Source organism: Carboxylicivirga sp. M1479 (genome assembly GCF_007097485.1).
Lineage (GTDB): Bacteria > Bacteroidota > Bacteroidia > Bacteroidales > Marinilabiliaceae > Carboxylicivirga.
The window spans coordinates 251,935-269,230 of the sequence record NZ_VKDE01000001.1 but is presented as its reverse complement, the minus strand read 5'-3'; the positions used below and the strand labels follow the sequence as shown (position 1 = coordinate 269,230).

The 17,296-nt window shown below is 38.3% G+C and carries 12 protein-coding genes; 3 read left to right on the top strand and 9 right to left on the bottom strand.

What is annotated here, in order from left to right; all coding sequences use genetic code 11:
• Positions 1-20: 20 nt before the first annotated feature.
• The 3 genes from FNN09_RS01160 to FNN09_RS01150 all read left to right on the top strand — a co-directional run bounded on the left by FNN09_RS01160 (position 21) and on the right by FNN09_RS01150 (position 1,560).
• Positions 21-215 carry a hypothetical protein gene (locus tag FNN09_RS01160; protein ID WP_143299632.1) on the top strand — a complete coding sequence of 65 codons (195 nt, stop codon included), beginning with the start codon at positions 21-23 and terminating at the stop codon, positions 213-215.
• A 120-nt stretch (positions 216-335) separates the two neighbouring features.
• A complete protein-coding gene (locus tag FNN09_RS01155) occupies positions 336-818 on the top strand; it encodes a hypothetical protein (protein WP_143299631.1) in 483 nt (160 codons plus the stop codon).
• Positions 819-1,089: 271 nt separating this feature from the next.
• Positions 1,090-1,560, top strand: coding sequence for a DUF5675 family protein (locus FNN09_RS01150; protein ID WP_143299630.1), 471 nt, complete (start codon positions 1,090-1,092; stop codon positions 1,558-1,560).
• A gap of 46 nt (positions 1,561-1,606) precedes the next feature.
• Here FNN09_RS01150 and FNN09_RS01145 read toward each other — a convergent pair whose 3' ends face one another.
• The 9 genes from FNN09_RS01145 to FNN09_RS01105 form a co-directional block, all read right to left on the bottom strand.
• On the bottom strand, positions 1,607-2,677 hold the full coding sequence (locus FNN09_RS01145; RefSeq protein ID WP_143299629.1) for a Fic family protein: 1,071 nt from the start codon (positions 2,675-2,677) through the stop codon (positions 1,607-1,609).
• An 849-nt stretch (positions 2,678-3,526) separates the two neighbouring features.
• Positions 3,527-3,715, bottom strand: coding sequence for a cold-shock protein (locus FNN09_RS01140; protein WP_143299628.1), 189 nt, complete (start codon positions 3,713-3,715; stop codon positions 3,527-3,529).
• A gap of 1,068 nt (positions 3,716-4,783) precedes the next feature.
• The gene (locus FNN09_RS01135) at positions 4,784-5,011 is read right to left on the bottom strand and encodes a hypothetical protein (RefSeq protein ID WP_143299627.1); all 228 of its coding nucleotides are present in this window, start codon (positions 5,009-5,011) and stop codon (positions 4,784-4,786) included.
• 86 nt (positions 5,012-5,097) lie between these two features.
• Complete coding sequence (locus FNN09_RS01130; protein WP_143299626.1) at positions 5,098-6,912, bottom strand: family 43 glycosylhydrolase; 1,815 nt, start codon at positions 6,910-6,912, stop codon at positions 5,098-5,100.
• Complete coding sequence (locus FNN09_RS01125; RefSeq protein ID WP_255433924.1) at positions 6,909-8,288, bottom strand: glucoamylase family protein; 1,380 nt, start codon at positions 8,286-8,288, stop codon at positions 6,909-6,911. The genes FNN09_RS01130 and FNN09_RS01125 overlap by 4 nt, the downstream gene beginning before the upstream one ends.
• Before the next feature lie 62 nt (positions 8,289-8,350).
• Positions 8,351-10,726 carry a glucoamylase family protein gene (locus tag FNN09_RS01120; RefSeq protein ID WP_143299625.1) on the bottom strand — a complete coding sequence of 792 codons (2,376 nt, stop codon included), beginning with the start codon at positions 10,724-10,726 and terminating at the stop codon, positions 8,351-8,353.
• A gap of 82 nt (positions 10,727-10,808) precedes the next feature.
• Complete coding sequence (locus FNN09_RS01115; protein WP_143299624.1) at positions 10,809-12,539, bottom strand: LamG domain-containing protein; 1,731 nt, start codon at positions 12,537-12,539, stop codon at positions 10,809-10,811.
• A 51-nt stretch (positions 12,540-12,590) separates the two neighbouring features.
• Positions 12,591-14,132, bottom strand: a complete 1,542-nt coding sequence (locus FNN09_RS01110; RefSeq protein WP_143299623.1) for a RagB/SusD family nutrient uptake outer membrane protein — start codon at positions 14,130-14,132, stop codon at positions 12,591-12,593.
• Between the two features lie 44 nt (positions 14,133-14,176).
• Positions 14,177-17,260 carry a TonB-dependent receptor gene (locus FNN09_RS01105; RefSeq protein ID WP_255433923.1) on the bottom strand — a complete coding sequence of 1,028 codons (3,084 nt, stop codon included), beginning with the start codon at positions 17,258-17,260 and terminating at the stop codon, positions 14,177-14,179.
• Positions 17,261-17,296 lie beyond the last annotated feature (36 nt).

The window sequence follows — 17,296 nt, the reverse complement described above, 5'->3', positions numbered from 1 at the left end:
AGTTTTAAAAGTGCAAGATTATGAGTGATGCTTCATTAAGTGGTAGTGGAAAAGCGGGATTTTTAGGAGGTACTTTGATTAGTGTGCTGAATGGTATCTCATTTGAAGGCATGATTGAGACTGTGTTTTACACGATTCTTGGAACAGTGGTGAGTTTCATTGTGTCTTGGTTACTGAAGTATTTTGTGAGGCATCACTCAAGGAAGGACTTATAGTTGGTTTTGGTTTGTGACAGCAACGGCTGTTGATATGTGTGTTGATGAGCCCTTGGATTGTGTGTTTCCAAGGGCTCTTTTCATTGAAGCGCGAATTGCGCTATTGAATGCGAATTAAAAATGGTGATTATGAAGTTATTTGAGAAGATACAGGCATTGCTTGGGGGTGGTTTAGTTAAGGATGTGGGTGATCTCGTTGACCGATTTGTGACGACTGGTGCTGAGAAGCAACAGATAAAAGCGGAGCTGATGGAACTGAAGCACCGGCATGAGGTGGACGCTTTGAAATTGACCATGGAGGCAGAGCAGGAATTTAATCAGCGTATTAAAGACTTGGAAGGAACGGCTAAAGACTTGCACCAATCCGGCTGGATGGGTAAAGCGGTACTATTTATGCGTGGTGCTCAACGGCCTTTGTGGGGTTATTTTGTGGCGTACATGGATTTTATGGTGTTTGCTGGGCGTTGGAACCTCAACAACAATGAGCAGTTGGAATCGGCCTTTTGGATTATTAATTTTTTGGTGTTGGGTTTCTTGTTTGGGGAACGGGCGGTTAAAAATGTTGCGCCGTTGGTTGGGGAAATGATGAGTAAGAAGAGATGAGATTAGAGTTGTGAGAAGTGAGACTTGGATATAGATGATTGACATCTTGGTATTCGCTTAAGCCGCGAGGGCTCAAACTTTTTCCTTGATGAAAAAGTTCGCAAAAAATCATTGACTACAGCACTCGCTGACCCACTAAAATTCATTGATGAGACAAAAAGAACTCGCTACGCTCAGACAGCTTTTTGTCTTTGCATCAATTTCATTAAGTGGGTGCCCAGCTACGTTGCTGAGGTCAGGGTGATTTACATGATGGTTAAAATTTGAAATAATGGAATTGAAAGTAGTAAGATATAGTAGTTCTGAGGAGAGTACTTTGGGGCTGTTGCTTATTGATGGGGTGTTTGCTTGTTATACTTTGGAGGATGAGCATCGAGATGTGAAGGTGGCAGGTGAAACGCGAATACCTGCTGGGCGGTATCGAATTCAATTAAGAACCTTTGGTGGTCATCATTGGCGATACATGAAGCGATATGGTGCAGAGTTCCATAAAGGGATGCTGCAGATAATGGATGTGCCAGGCTTTACGGATATTTTGATTCATAAGGGCAATGACGATGACGATACGGCTGGTTGTTTACTTGTTGGTGATAGTGCTACTAATAACCAGGTAAAGGATGGTTTTATTGGGAGTAGCACGGTGGCCTATAATCGGATTTATCCTGTTGTGAGGGATACTATTTTAAAAGGAAGTGAAGTGTTTATAGAGATGAGAGATGAGATTTTAAAAAAAAGGCACTGATTGCAAATCAGCGCCAGCGAGTAAACGATCGTTCATGCTTAATGATTTATCGTTTTGTTAAAAGCTCTACTAATTCAATATTTATATAATAGTTACCTGTTCCAAGCTTCTCTTTTTTTAATATGCCGTCATCGGTTAGCTTATTTAAATAATTTGAAGCTGTTAAGCGTGTTACACCTAAATCTTTTACAATAAATTCAATTTTTGTATATGGGTGTTTAAAGAGGTTGTTCAATAAATCTTGACTATAAAATTTGTAGTTATCACGTAAGCGATGCTTGAAGTTGAGCATTAACTTTTTCATGCTAAGAATTAGGTCAGTGATTTCTTTTGCTGTTTCTTCAACTCCTTTAATCATGAATAGAATCCAGTCTTCCCATTGATTCTCATCTCTAACTTTTTGTAAGAATTCGTAGTATTCGGCTTTGTGTTTGATGATGTAATTACTGAGATATAGAATTGGTAATGCTTGTAGGTTCTCAAGTATTAAGTACAGGATATTGATTATTCTTCCCGTTCTTCCGTTACCATCATAGAATGGATGAATGCTTTCAAACTGAAAGTGGATGATTGCCATTTTTATTAAGGGGTCAATGTCTTGAAATTCGGACTCATTGATGTACCGCTCAAGGTTAGACATTAAGTTTTGGATTTCATCATTGCTTTGTGGAGGTGTGTAAACAACTTCACCTGTTTTAGCATTCTTAAGTTCCGTGCCAGGTAGTTTTCTATATCCTGCTTTATTGTCTTCTAAGGCTTCTTGTATTTCGAGAATGGTTTTGTTCGTAAGGAGTCCACTAACTTTAATTAATTCAAATCCTTTCTTTAATGCAGTGATGTAGTTTTGAACTTCTTTGGCATCGAGAGACTTCAGTGTATCTAAATTCAGTTCGGACTTATATAAGTCATCGTGCGTGGTTATGATGTTTTCAATTTCAGAACTATCTTTTGCTTCTTGTAAACCTAATGTGTTGATTAATATGCTTTGGTTGGGTATTGAAGAGGCTATTCCTTTTAATTCAGCCAGAGCAAAGTGTGCCTTGGGAAGCGCCCTTAAAATATTCCTTGTTTCAAAGTCTACGTCTAATGGTAAAGGTTGAAGCTTCCAGCTATTCATATGTATAGTTTTTATAATTTTCTATACAAAGTTATCCTATAATGTATAGAAATCAAGAAAATCTATACAAAGTATCCTTTTAATGTATAGATTTTAATGGAGATGACACATTGCATGAATGTGATAGAAGAGAATACTATTAGCCTTAAACCCTTAAACCACCTTTTTTCCAGACTGGCAAATGAAGTCAAGGTTGAGGAGCCGTTTAAGAGATGAGTTATGAGAAAAGAGAGGAGAGAAACAACTTAAGTAAGAATTAGCATCTGAAACCTTAGGAATGCAATGAGTTGTGTGGATTAAGATGAAGCAGATGGCTCAAATTATACGGAGCCCCGAACCCGCAGGGCCTGACCTTTACTATTTGCCAGGCTGGGAGATCTTTGTTTAAGGATTTGGAGGCGGTTAGGGACGCGAATTTTCAAATTAAAACGAATGGTGCGAATGATTTGGGGGATGCACAAAGTCAAAATATAAACGCGCATTAATAGAGATAAGGGGTATGAGGTGAAAAACGAGCTTTGTAAATGTAACTATTTGACAGTGCAAGCGTAATGGGTGTTGGTTTATAAAGTTAACATTTACTGATAAGACAGAATTCAGATCAAAAGGTGATGCAAATGTGCGTTACCTTTTGTTGTTTTTACTACCACATAAATCCCCTGCTTAGCTAATCGTTATGAATTGAGTAAGCTAATACATGGAGCTCAACAGGGAATAATAATCAACCTCATCAACGCATAGCATATCGTCCAGCCAAGTTAATGCCCAGGAATATTGCTAGCTTATAGAGCAAAAAAAAGCCTATCAAAAATGACAGGCAATTTCTAAATTGTAAAATATCGTGTTGGATTACAATACTTTCACATTAACAGCATTCAATCCTTTTTTACCTTCTTGTAAATCAAATTCTACTTCGTCACCTTCACGGATTTCATCAATTAATCCAGTAACGTGTACGAAGTGCTCTTTACCATTGTCTTCTGCAATGAAACCAAAACCTTTTGCGTCATTGAAGAATTTTACTTTTCCTGTACTCATCTTTATTCTTATTGAAATTATTAAATATTAATGCAAGTGTAGTGAATATTCTGCACATAATCTGATATTTAGAACTAAATCACATAATTAGGCCAACTAATTTATTATTTAAAGTGAATGAGGGGCTGTGCTATGGATAAATACGAATGGTTCGGATCTAATGGAATAGGGACAGGTGCCGCTATTGATTTGCGATTTACGATGATGGATATATGAAGGAAGATATTTACATGTTAAGATTATGAAGGTTTATTCTAAAAGGGACAGGTGCCTACAGCTAGCGATGGATGGAAGCGCAATGAGCGAATGAAGTTGACGTAGCGGGACGCTACGATTAACGAATGAGTGGTTTGCGGTGGAATGGCGGGTCGAGCCGACTGCGAGTGGAGCAAGGGTGTTAGATTGAGAGTGACCATCGGGAACGGGAAATGGCATATGTTTTTTACACGAGGGATGGCGGATTATTTGCTCTGAGACGTAGTGAGACACTACGCCTAGCGCAGTGGGGAAAAATAAAGGTGCGAGAATGGTAATAAGTCTTAGCTCGTAGGAGTTAGGCTTTAGTGGTAAAAAAGTTAGTGGAGCACTTTTATGCGGGGTGACGAAGTTGCAGTGGTGAGATGTGAGATTTTTAGAATTGAGATAAGAGATGATTTTCAGCTTGGTTTGGTATAAGTGAAAAAGAAAAAAACTGCTACTGCAGGCACTTTGGAAGCGGAGTGTGAACGGAGGCCATGCAAAAAATGTGACAGCCCGCAGCCCGCAGCGACTAGCAGGCGAGCCAAACACTGGCAGCGGTTGTGCTTTTTAGTTTATTGGATGAGGTGATGAAGCGGTACGCGAGGCAGTGAGTACAATGTGCTAAAAACACAAAGGAGCTGCCGTGACGAAGACCGTTGGAACTGCAAAGGGCATGACAGGCTCATTTTTATTTGATGGGTAATGGAACGCGAGAGGACTCGCGCACCAGCAATAGTCGAATTGATGAACTTAGCCGACGTAGCGGGACGCTACGCCCAACGAAGGAACGGACATTACCCATGAATAAAATGACTTTAGTGAGCAGCTCTATTTGAATACCTTGGGAAACAAATACTGAAAATAGGGCTGCGAAAGCCTGGCGTGACCTTTTGCTGACGAGGAATGAGGAACACCGATGGACCAATCGTTAATCTCATCAGTTCTTCCATCGTAACGCATATTAAATGTCATCACTTTTATTTCGTCACTTCTAATACATGATGAAAGAATGAATATGGAGATAATCAATAGAATATAATATTGAAGATATTTCATTGGCTTCACCTATTGAATTTTATTGCTAATAAACCCGGAAAAAGTCAGTACGTTTACTAACCTTTTTCCGGGCTGAAACATGTGCTTTATTTAACCAATACTGGTTTTGTCATTTTTGAAATACCATTCTCATTAAAAGCCTCAATAGAGAAATAATAGGGTGTATCGCGATCCAGACAACGCATGAAGTGTTCGTTAACATCATATATCATCCACGATTGATATAGTTTATCGGGTGCAATACCCCAACGAATATTATATCCCTGAGCGCCTTTTACGGGTTTCCACGAGAAAGAAATATCTCGTCGATCATCATTTCTGTTAATTGTTAAACCTTTCACCATAGATGGCAATTTGTCATTTCCACGTCCAAATATTCTGATTTCTGACATGGCTAGATTTTTCCCTGGCACTTCGATGTTTAGGTAACGTACAAACTTAGCCTCCATCGGCTCCTTCAGTACCATGTATGCGTTGGGAGAATCTTTAAAGCTATTACTTCGGTCAATAATATTCTTCCAATTTTGCCCATCGTCCGATACCTCAATCAAGAAGCGGTGACATAATCCTTCAGTACGCGTATAAATTCCTGATTCTTCATCGTGATAATTGAGTTGAATTGCATATATTTTTCCCGGAGTTAATAGTTCCACTTTAATCCACTGATTGGCATCGTTCTTATCAGCCACCCAATAGGATTTTGGGCTTTCATCGGTTAAAACTTCCGAAATAAACCCTCCGTTAACAGCTTTCTGTATAGGCATTTCAGTAATTTCGTATGCATCATCGGTTGATGTACTTTTCTTAATCTGCTTTTGTGATGAGGAAACAGTAGTTTTTCCCTTGTAAGACAATAACATCCAGCCACAGTGTTCACCGGGATGATAAGGGTGATCTGGTGCATATCGAGGATAATCACCATAGTGCGTAGAGGAATACATCAACCCTTCGCTATCGAAATAAGTAGGAAACATACATAAACGACGTTCCCAATGGGAATTTGATGCCAATGCCATTGTTGCAAAGTGCCAATACTGACCATTGGTTTGCTTAACGGTAATGCCATGACCGGCTCCATTGGCAAAACCACCTGGCTTGAAGCACATTGGATTACTCTTCATGTATGTAAAAGGGCCTGTTGGTGAATCGCTGATATAAACTCCATCTGCGTAAACATTAAACTGAGTACCAGGAGCTGCATATTGTAAATAGTATTTACTTTTATGCTTGGTCATTGATGCTCCTTCCATATACCCTTCCTTAAGAGTTGGATGAAAATTATTTTCACCGAAACGCTCCCAACCATGTTCTTCTTCCACAAGATTTATTAATTCTTTCGGTTCTCCTAGTTCTAAAAAACGATCGTCTCTATTCAGCTGCTTTACTTTTATTGGATAAACATTTGAAGAGCCCCAGTACAGGTATGCTTTGCCATCATCGTCGATGAATAATTCTGAATCCTGAACATTATTGGTGATTGACGCTGTAGGGGTCCATCTGCCACTTTGCGGATTATCGGTATATAAGATACTACCATATCCAGCAGGGTCGCCGGCAAAATATAATAGCGAGTCTTTATAATTAAAAGCAGTTGGTGCATTACAGCCTTCAAAAAACCATTGCTCAGGTCTTATAAATCTCCAATTAATCAAATCAGTAGAATGCCAATATCCAAAGGAGCGTGTTACAAACATATAATACTCACCTCTGAACTCAACAACAGCAGGATCGGCACCAGAGCGATATGATATATTCCTACTGGAATTATATACCATATAGGTATAATCTAAATCGATTGGATTACAATACGTTTGTGGAATTATTTCTTGTGCATCAGCCATGCCAACATGGCTGAATAACACAACTATCAACACGTTCTTAATTATTTTTAAAAACTTCATTTTTCTGCGTATTTAAACCCTAGTTTCTGAAGACCATTTTTTACATCATCATTCTTCATAAAAAGATTCCAGAGTAAACCTGTTCGGTAATTTTCAATCATAACAGGAATTGGTCCTTGATCAATGGCCAGATATCGAGGCAAATACCAATTATGACTATGGCTGTAAGCATCATATGGTCCATATTTACCAACTAATGAATCAGCCTCTGTATACAGGTATTTTAAGAAGCTCATAGATTCAGCAGGAGTATATGGAAACGAACTCAAAGCAGCCGTTGGAGATATCACGCCCAAATCCTCATTACCAGGGTGATGACCTGCATAACCTTTCATGGAGTAACTTGATGTTAATCCCCATTGATTTGGACCATAACCTTTAAAACCACCAGGGTTATCAACACAATAGCGATAATGGATTTTTGCATGATTAGTTGTTAGTTCATCGTAATCAGCGTATTTATCTGAAAGTCCCTGGGGGTTTAAACCCAAATATGAATAATGAGCCCAAAACAAAGGTCCTATGGCATCATCGTTATGCTCAAAATAATTTAAGACAGTAGGTAATTCATAGTAGATGGTATCCTTTGTAATTTGGCCATTGACTGTCCATCCTTGATGATAAACTTCTGGCTTAATTGGGTATGTTGGTGAAGCTGCTGCCAATACATACATAATCAGACACTCATTATAACCTCCTACGGGAAAGTTCATTTCCCAGTTATACTCAGGCGACCAATGCCAATACAACACATTTTCGCCCCCTTTCGTGTACCAGCTCCATTCTACATCGTGCCACAACTTTTCAATATCCCTGACTAGTTGTTGCTCTGCTTCATTGCCCCCTTTAAAATATTCGGCAACAGTCAACAAGCCTTGAATCATAAAAGCTGATTCTACTAAATCACCACCATTATCTTTTTTTCCAAAAGGCACTACTTTTCCCGTTCGGCCATCCAACCAATGTGGCCAAGCTCCATGAAAACGGTCTGCATTACCCAAAAAATCAACAATCTGTTGGTAACGCACAAGCGCCTCACTTCGGCTAATAAAACCACGTTCAACACCCACCAAAATAGCCATTACCCCAAAACCAGAGCCTCCCAAAGTGACCACATGTTGGTCGTTTTGAGGGTATATTTCATCCATATGGATGCGTTCACAAGCCATACCTGAATTTTTCTCAGCACCTGACCAAAAATATTGGAATGTCTGATATTGAATAGTATCCAATAATTGTTCATCATTTAACTGTAACTTGTTACTTGCCTTGACAGATTTGTTATTTGTCTGTTTGGATGAGGGCCTACACCCCATTATTAAAACGAATGCAATACTGTAAATCAGTAAAATGCTATAATTTTTGTATTGGTTCATATTCTGTTTTCTAATATTATTAAACTAGTAACTTATTATTTAAAGAATGAAGCTGCCAAAACTTATCTAACCAATATTTTAGCAGCATAAGTATCATGATCAGTAATGACAGTAACAATGTACCATCCGGGTTCAATATCCATTACCTCATATAGCTGCTGGTATGACGATGAATGCATGGTTTTCGTGTATGTTTTTTGTCCCTGAATGGTGTAAATTATAATTTCTACTACTTGCGGTTCTAACTCTGGAAGTTTCACAGAAAACCGACCTTTATTTGGGTTTGGAAAGATATCCAGAGACTTAAAATGCTTCGGTGTAAAAATCCCAACATAACCGTCAAAATCAAGGTTACCCAAACCAAGCTGTACCTCTTCATCCTTCATAACATTATTCCACAATAAAGCAGAGCGATGATTTTCAATCATAACAAGGATTGGCCCTTGGTCGATACCGATATAATCATGTTTTACCCAGTTCTGATTATCATTAAAAGCATCGTAAAAACCATATTTTCCAAATAACTGTCCGCCACGTTCCCTGTAGAAATATTTAATTGCCTTCATTGATTCTTCAGGGGTATAAGGTATAGATGCTATTGCTGCTGTAGGAGCAATAGTACCATTATCATTATACCAAGGCTGATGGGCTGCATAACCTTGATCAGGATCATCACTAGCTGTTAAGCCCCAACATTTATCACTGTAATTTAAATGACCTTTGGGGTTATCTACCGCATATGCATGATGTATCTTGACTGTATTGACAAGTTCTGTCCAATAATTAGCATATACATCTTTTAATTCACGCGGATCAATGCCTAAGTGTGTATAGTGAGTCCAGAAAAGTGGCCCACCATAATCGGGCGAAAGTGAGATATTAAAGTCATAATATGAGCGAGGATTTACCATGTTGCCATTTGCAGCCCAACCTCTATCATATACACTTTGACCAATGCTAAAATCAGGTGATGAAGCTGCCATTAGATATGTAATCAAAGCTTCGTTCCAACCCTTTATTTTCATATTCATTTCAAAGCCGTAATTTGGCGACCAGTGCCAATACAATTGATCTTCACCATTTTTCTGATACCAAGTCCATTCGATTTCACGCCATAGCTGCTCGGCTTTCTCGCGTATCTGTGCCGCTTTAATATCCTCACCGGAAAAATAATTTCTTAAAGCAATTAACGCAGCAGCAACAAATGACGTTTCGACCAAATCTCCTCCATCATCTTTTGGTGAAAAAGGTTTCGTGGTACCATCAGAATTATACCAATGAGACCAGGCACCATGGTAACGATCACAATTTTCCAAAAAAGAAAGCATCATTAAGACCCGATCCTTGATAGCATCCTGCGCATGTAAATTTCTTTCATGCGCAACTATCATCGCCATTAATCCCATTCCACTGGCACCTGATGCAATTACATTGCCACTTGTTCGCTCTTTTGCCATTCCCGTATTTGAATCAGCCCCTTCCCAGAAGTAACGAAATGTGTATTCCTGAATCATTTGCAATAATTCCTCATCAGAAAAATCACGGACCTCAACCGTAATTGTTTCTCCTGCAGAAGTACTTTCACCAATGCGACTGATAATTTTATATTGGATTGTTGAGTTACGAGCTGATTGAGGAAAGAAGTGTAAGTATGAGGTATCAGAAGTAGTCGTCAGATAATTATAAACATTACCTCCATCTACTGAAGCTTTAATGTCAAAATTCATATTCGGCCATGGCGATTGCCAGCGTAATTCTACATGTGAATCATAGCCTAAAGCTGATAAATCTTCTACTTCGGGCACCTCATCAACCTTAGTATAAGTTGAAATTTCATCAACATAGAGTGTTCGTTGCGTATTAGTAGTTTCTGATTGACTAAAAACAATTCCTTTGGTCTCAGTGAAGTTTAAAGATGTATTTTGAGAATCGTCAAAAATCGGTTGTAAAGGAAGGAGCACCTGAGTCCATGTTTCAGCAGGTATTACGGGGTCATTTGTTTCAGGTGTATAAAATGGAGTTATTTGGTCTCCTGAAGCAGCATCCAGGTTAGCTTTAATAGCAATAAGAGGTAAGCTGGCAGCATCTAACTCTTCTGTTGCATATACAAAAAACGAGAGAAAATCTGAGGTTGTAATGTCTGCTGTTGACCAATCTTTACGATACACGGAAGCCATCCAAGTTCCTGCATCCGAAGAGAAATAATTAAATACCAAGGCAGTATTGCCTCTATAAGCACTTGTAACGCAAGGAATCTTATCATTATATTGGGGTGCCCCAGGAGGATAAGTATGTTCAAAGGTACTACTTCCCATTTCCCCTACATTAACAATACCTTGATCGTAATAAGTATGATTGGTTCCTTCATCAAAGAAGATTATCTGGCCACTAACTGTTGTTGCACATATTGCAATAATTAAAAGAAAGAATGTCCTCATAATCTTCTATTTTAACCATTGGTTGCCCTCTAAAACGAGGGCTACCAATGGTTTTTTAGTAATATTTATAATTTACAATCCATTACTTCATGGTTGCACGTACTTCATCTGCAGAAAGAGCTTTTTTATAGAACCTCAGTTCGTCCATAATACTGGCATCATATTTATGCCCCCACTCATTAAAGTAAGGATCACCTGACATGACAGAAAGTATTTCACAATTTTCCCAACTTACCCCAGTAATATCATTGGTATTGACAGCTACTCCGTTGATATAGACTACGCTATTTGTTGCAGAAATTGTAAACGCAATATGAACCCATTGTCCATCCACATCAATTTCTCCTCCATCATTCCAAGCATCACTCACTCCGTTTCCAACATTCAGTTTAATACGTTGTTTTTCAGCATTGCCTTCACGGAATAAACGGAATCCAAAATTTCGGTTGTTTTGTGCATCTGCAGGTTTACCTGTATCCGGAGCACCTACAACTAAAATACCTGAGCGGTCAGGAGTAGCATTTACTTTGTACCAGAATGTAGCTGAAACCTCACTCGACAAGAATCCAAGTGTTGGAACAGTTAAGTATGAATCTGCTGCCCCCTGGTAAGCTTCTCTTGAGTAACCGTCAGTTACATATGCTGGCATCCCAGTAGTTGTAGCCGCCATTTCTGGCAAATAGTCACCATCGAAGGCCATATAATATGTCTCACTATCCAAAACATCCGGAATATCAGCCATTAAACCACTAATCTCACCAGCTGTAAGCGCTTTATTGAATAGTCTTAATTCATCCATTAAACTATTATCAGACTTATGACCCCATTCATTAAAGTAAGGATCTCCAGCCATAATCGACATTACCTCACAGTTGTCCCAACTTACACCTGTAATATCGTTTTGATTGACAGCCTCTCCATTGATGTATACAATTGAACTAGTATTAGAAATTGTAAAGGCGATATGAACCCATTCATCATTTACATCAATTTCTCCTCCATCGTTCCATGCATCGCCTTCACCGTTTCCGACATTTAATTTAATACGTTGCTTTTCTGCATTACCTTCTCGGAATAAACGGAATCCAAATTGGCGGTTATTTTGTGCATCTGCAGGCTTTCCCTGATCAGGTGCTCCAATTACGAGAATGCCAGAACGGTCAGGAGTTGCATTGACTTTATACCAGAATGCAGCTGAAAATTCATCAGAAGTTAAGCCATTTACCGGCACAGTTAAATATGAATCTGCGGCACCTTCATATGCTTCATTCATTTTTCCATTGTCATTAAAGACAGGAGTTCCAAAAACAGAAACCATATCAGCTCGATAGATAAAACGATCGATATTCTCTCCATCGAATGGCATGTAGTAGCTTTCGTCTGGTAATGGCCCAACCATACCAAGATCTGTTACTCTTAGGAAATTAACTGTTGATGTGGCTGTTTTATCAGTCATATCGGTTGCCGTCACAGAAAGAGTATGAGCTCCAACCTCAAGAGTCGGGTAATGAACATCCTTTTTAACAATCATGTAGTCAGTAAAAGCTGTATATCTCTCAATCTCTTGACCATCTAATTCTACAATTACCTCTTTCATTTCTACATCATCGAGGGCTGTTAGTTTGAATACTACTGGAGCTATCTCCAAAGAATCTTGCACCAAATCGCCTTCTTGAGGATAATTAATCGTAATTACAGGAGCTAATTCATCTACCCCTTTCGGAACATGTGAAATAGGATCGATTCCATCCTCACAAGCTACTGCTATCAGGATAGTTAATCCAAGTAATATTATATTTTTAACGCTCTTCATATTTGCATTTTTTTATATTCTACATATGATATTTAAACCTGAATCAAGTAACTATTGCTGTTCCGTTTCTTTAAGGATTGGTAAAGCATCGGATTGCTCGAGCGGATAAGGCAAGTAGACTTTATCTTCAGTAAATGTTCGTCCATCATAACTTAATTCATCATGACGTTCTAAGCGCACCATATCATAAAAACGGATTCCCCATTCCATTGCCAGTTCAGCAAACTTCTCATCCATTACCTGATCAAGAGTTACCCCTGAAAGATTAGCTAAGTTGGCACGATTACGAACCGTATTAATGGCTTCATCTGCAGTCATTGTATTACTTGAGGCGCCTTGCACCAAAGCTTCGGCATGCATTAATAGAACTTCAGCATAGCGAATAGCGGTGTAGTTTTTGTTAGAACCATATTCTGTTCTACCCGGAATTAACTGAACTGATGGCAGATAGTGCTTACCACTTGCAAAAAATGCACGAGCATAATCATTTATGACATCACCATCTCTTGTTGTATTACTCACAAATGAAGGTAAACTTGAATAAGCTGGATCCTTTTTAAGCTCAGCAATACCTCTGTCGGTAAACAATACACTGGTTTCTAACCTAATCGTTTCACCCCTATCAAGCATAAACTTAATATACTTAAAGCTGGGCTCATAAAATCCCCATCCAGAGCCTGCACCTTCAACCGCTGGCGTCCAGTTTTGAGAACCATAAAAACCAAATAGATGTCCGATCCTATCACCAGTACCTTCATTAAAATCGGAATACTGTAATTCAAGAATATTCTCTTTGTTTAGTTTACCAGGCGTTTTAAATAATTGGTAAAAATTATCTTCAAGTTCGTAGACCCCATCACTGATAATTTGGGTAGTAGCATCTGCAACACCTTGGTAATTTTTCAATTCTAATTGCGCAATTGCCTCAACCGCCAATGCAGTATATTTATTCACTCCTCCAGGGATATCAGCACGTTGACCAGGGTGAGTAACTTCTAAGTTATTCCTCACAGCTTGCATTTGAGCAACTATATACTGCATCACTTCGGCCTTTGTCTTTAGTTCTAAGCCATAAAGTTCACTCGGCTGTGATGTTTCTGGTGTCATTATGGTACCAAATGATCTTGAAACCTGAAGAAGACAGAATGCCCTGAGTACAGTAGCTTCGGCGATGTATTGATTAACGAGACCTTCAGAAACACCCGCCTCTTTATATTTTTCAAATTCTTCAATGGCACCATTAAATTTAAATATATCACCATAAAAGTTTTTCCAAACAGAATTAATCATCCAAAAACCTTCGTCGTATTTGAAGTTATCCATGTCTGCAAATCCCTGCTGATCTCCTTCTCCTCCATGATTAACATCATCACCACGTACCGCGACAGCAGGAATGTCTTCCCAGCCTCTTGACGCGAATTCTGAATAAACACCAACTAAGGATGCATACATGTTTGATGCGTCTGAATAATCAATTTCTTCTACATAGGTTCTGTTTTCAGGTAACTCATCAAGCAAATCGTGACAAGAGGTTCCCCCTATTGCGATTACCAAAAACAGTATTCCAAATTTGATTTTATGAATTGCTTTCATTTTTGTCATTTTTAAGTTTCTCTTAATCATTTTCCTTGACATCATTAGAATTTAATATTTAATCCTAGCGTATATGAAGAAGGTATTGGATATGTTTGTGTATCAATACCATTAGATACTTCTGGATTAAATCCATTGTACTTAGAAAACGTAATAGGACGATCAGCTGTAAAAATGATTTTTGAATTTGGCACCTTCACACCAAACAGTGATTTATCATTCAATGTGTATGATAGTTGTACATTCTGAATTCTAATGAACGAAGCATCTTCAACAAAATAATTACTCATTTTTTGATTCCACCCTTTTCGCAAACCGGCAGAAGAAACATATTTGTTGGAAGTACCTTCACCTCTCCATAAGTTATTTGCCAATTCAGCATCCATATTTACATCGGATGTCCAAAGAATCTCACCTCGTTTACGATTTAAGACCTTATTTCCTTCCTGCCCATAGAAGCTTGCTGAAAAATTCCAATTTTTAAATGCAACTCCAAAATCAAACCCATACGTAAATGATGGGATATAAGCTCCTAAATAAACCCGATCCGTATCATCAATAACATCATCTCCATTCTGATCGACATAACGATAATCTCCTGGTTCCAAGCTATTAGCAAGCGCTACTGGATCTGAATCTATTTCACTCTGATTTTGGTATACACCAGCAATTTTCCAACCATAAAATGACATTAAAGGTTCACCTACTTCACTTCTCTGTCGAAATTCAGCCTTACCTGAATCAATATAAGGTTGACCAAATAGATCTCGAACTTCATTAGTAAGGGTAGACATGTTGGCATTTACCGTATAACTCCAATTATCATTGATTCTATCATTCCACCCCAAAGCCAACTCAAAACCACTGTTTCGAATCTCTCCAACATTTCTTAGAATTCTAAATTCAGTAAATGGCTCCTGAACCTCGATGGCTGCATTTTTTGTATCTCTCACAAAATAATCTGCATCCACAGATAGACGTGAATTGAACATTTTAGCTGTTAAACCAACATTTGTTTCTGAACTTACTTCCCATTGTAAGTATGAGAAGATATTTTGCGTTACTATTCCAGGTATTCGTTGGTCACCAAGGGCTGCTTCTACAACGGATGCTGTAGCAGTGCCATCATTAGCTCTTACATTGTTATTACCTAGTTCACCCCAACTTAGTCGTAATTTCAGGTATTCAATAAGTGATACATTATTAAAAAAGTTTTCTTCTGAAAGAACCCAACCAGCACCTATCGTAGGGAAATAGCCCCATTTTTCTTGATATTTTGAACTGCCATCTGCTCTATAGGTTCCATATAGCAAGTATTTATTATCAAAACTATATGAAATACGTCCAAAATATGAAACTCCATAAAAACTATATCCCCAATCTGTGACAGAGCCTTCATCAATAGTACTGCTCTGTGCTAAATACCATGATTTCTCATCTTGATAAGGAAAATCAAGACCAGTAGCAGAAAAGCCTACAGAACTTTCACTTCGATATGAATGACCTGCCATTACAGTAAGGTTATGCTTATCAAAAGTATCAGTGTAAGTTAATACGTTGTCCAGTGTTTCATTCGAAAATTTATTATCTACTCTGCGGATTGAAGACTCTTCAGGAAATCGCTGTGTTTGCCAACCAATATCGTATGGTAAACGCACGTAACGTTCAGCCATATTTGATGTATTAGTGCTATAAGCAATTTTGAAATTTAATTTCTTTGGGATAAAGTTTAACTGAGCATAAAAACTAGCCATTGTTTTCTGAATCTCTAATTCATTACGATTATAATTCATTGCAACAAATGGATTTTGATACCCTCTATATCCCAATGCTTTAGCATTTGCTAAAGTACCATTCATTTCATCATAAACAGGCATTGTTGGAACTGCATAATATGCTTCACGCCAAGCTCCTGATTCTGGAGCTAACTTTTCCGCATCACTGATAATCATGTTACCACCTACGGTCAACCAATCCCTCACATCATAGTCAATTTTTGCTCTCAAGTTTAACCTACTATACTCATTTGGCATATCCAAAATACCTTCTTGATCGAAATAGTTTATACCTAGTGAATAAGTTGCATTTTCACTACCTCCTGCGACATTAAAACTATGGTTTTGGATTGGAGCAGTACGCATAACTTCGTTATACCAATCTGTATTTGTAGCTGGCACATTAGGATTAACATGACTTCTTCCATAGCGTTGCATTGACTCGTAAATTTTAGCTATATCAGCTTCAACACCTGATTCCATTATCATTTGTGTGTACTGTTCAGTATTAGCCATTTTAAGTACATCCGCTGCAACTTGAACACCATAGTAACCATCGTAAGTGACACTGGCTTTTTGATTTTTCTTACCACCTTTTGTTTCAATTAAAACAACACCGTTTGCTGCACGTACACCGTAGATTGCAGCGGAGGAAGCATCTTTTAAAATTGACATTGAAGCGATATCAGCTGTATTAAGAAAGTCTATGTTATCGTATAAAACCCCATCTACAACAAATAAAGGATCTTCACTATTATTACCAGGAAATGAACCTACACCACGCACTCTGATTGTAGGCGAATCGCCTGGAGCTCCAGCACCAACGATTTGAACACCTGCCACTTTTCCTTGAAGCGCCTGAACTGCCTGACCAGACGGAGTCTTGAGTAGCTCCTCTGACTTGACTGTTGTAATAGCGGATGTTAAGTCTTTGACTTTCATTTCACCATAACCAACCACCACTACTTCGTCAACAAGTTCTGAGTCTTCTTGCATAACAACATCAATCTGTAATCTACCATTTATAGATTGAGTTTGTGATTCGAGTCCAATAAATGAAAAAAGTAATACTCCATCAGATGGAACATTCGGCAGTGCATAATTTCCATCAACATCAGTTATTGTTCCTGTTACCGTTCCTTCCAGAACCACATTAACACCAATTACCGGCTCTCCACTTGTGTCATTTACCTTGCCACTAACAGTAATATTTTGAGCACAAATTGTTGATGATGATATTAGTAACATAATAGCAGCAGCAAAAATTGCCCTTCTTTTTTTTATAGCATTCGATGTTACCAATTGCCTTAACAATGGTTCATAGATGCAATTAAGGATTTGTCCAAAACTCATAAAATTAAATTTAGATTATCGACTGAATATTAAATT

Excerpts from the sequence above, each read along its gene's own strand:
- FNN09_RS01160 (WP_143299632.1), top strand. The coding sequence starts at position 21 with ATGAGTGATGCTTCATTAAGTGGTAGTGGAAAAGCGGGATTTTTAGGA.
- FNN09_RS01155 (WP_143299631.1), top strand. The coding sequence starts at position 336 with ATGGTGATTATGAAGTTATTTGAGAAGATACAGGCATTGCTTGGGGGT.
- FNN09_RS01150 (WP_143299630.1), top strand. The coding sequence starts at position 1,090 with ATGGAATTGAAAGTAGTAAGATATAGTAGTTCTGAGGAGAGTACTTTG.
- FNN09_RS01145 (WP_143299629.1), bottom strand. The coding sequence starts at position 2,677 with ATGAATAGCTGGAAGCTTCAACCTTTACCATTAGACGTAGACTTTGAA.
- FNN09_RS01140 (WP_143299628.1), bottom strand. The coding sequence starts at position 3,715 with ATGAGTACAGGAAAAGTAAAATTCTTCAATGACGCAAAAGGTTTTGGT.
- FNN09_RS01135 (WP_143299627.1), bottom strand. The coding sequence starts at position 5,011 with ATGAAATATCTTCAATATTATATTCTATTGATTATCTCCATATTCATT.
- FNN09_RS01130 (WP_143299626.1), bottom strand. The coding sequence starts at position 6,912 with ATGAAGTTTTTAAAAATAATTAAGAACGTGTTGATAGTTGTGTTATTC.
- FNN09_RS01125 (WP_255433924.1), bottom strand. The coding sequence starts at position 8,288 with ATGAACCAATACAAAAATTATAGCATTTTACTGATTTACAGTATTGCA.
- FNN09_RS01120 (WP_143299625.1), bottom strand. The coding sequence starts at position 10,726 with ATGAGGACATTCTTTCTTTTAATTATTGCAATATGTGCAACAACAGTT.
- FNN09_RS01115 (WP_143299624.1), bottom strand. The coding sequence starts at position 12,539 with ATGAAGAGCGTTAAAAATATAATATTACTTGGATTAACTATCCTGATA.
- FNN09_RS01110 (WP_143299623.1), bottom strand. The coding sequence starts at position 14,132 with ATGAAAGCAATTCATAAAATCAAATTTGGAATACTGTTTTTGGTAATC.
- FNN09_RS01105 (WP_255433923.1), bottom strand. The coding sequence starts at position 17,260 with ATGAGTTTTGGACAAATCCTTAATTGCATCTATGAACCATTGTTAAGG.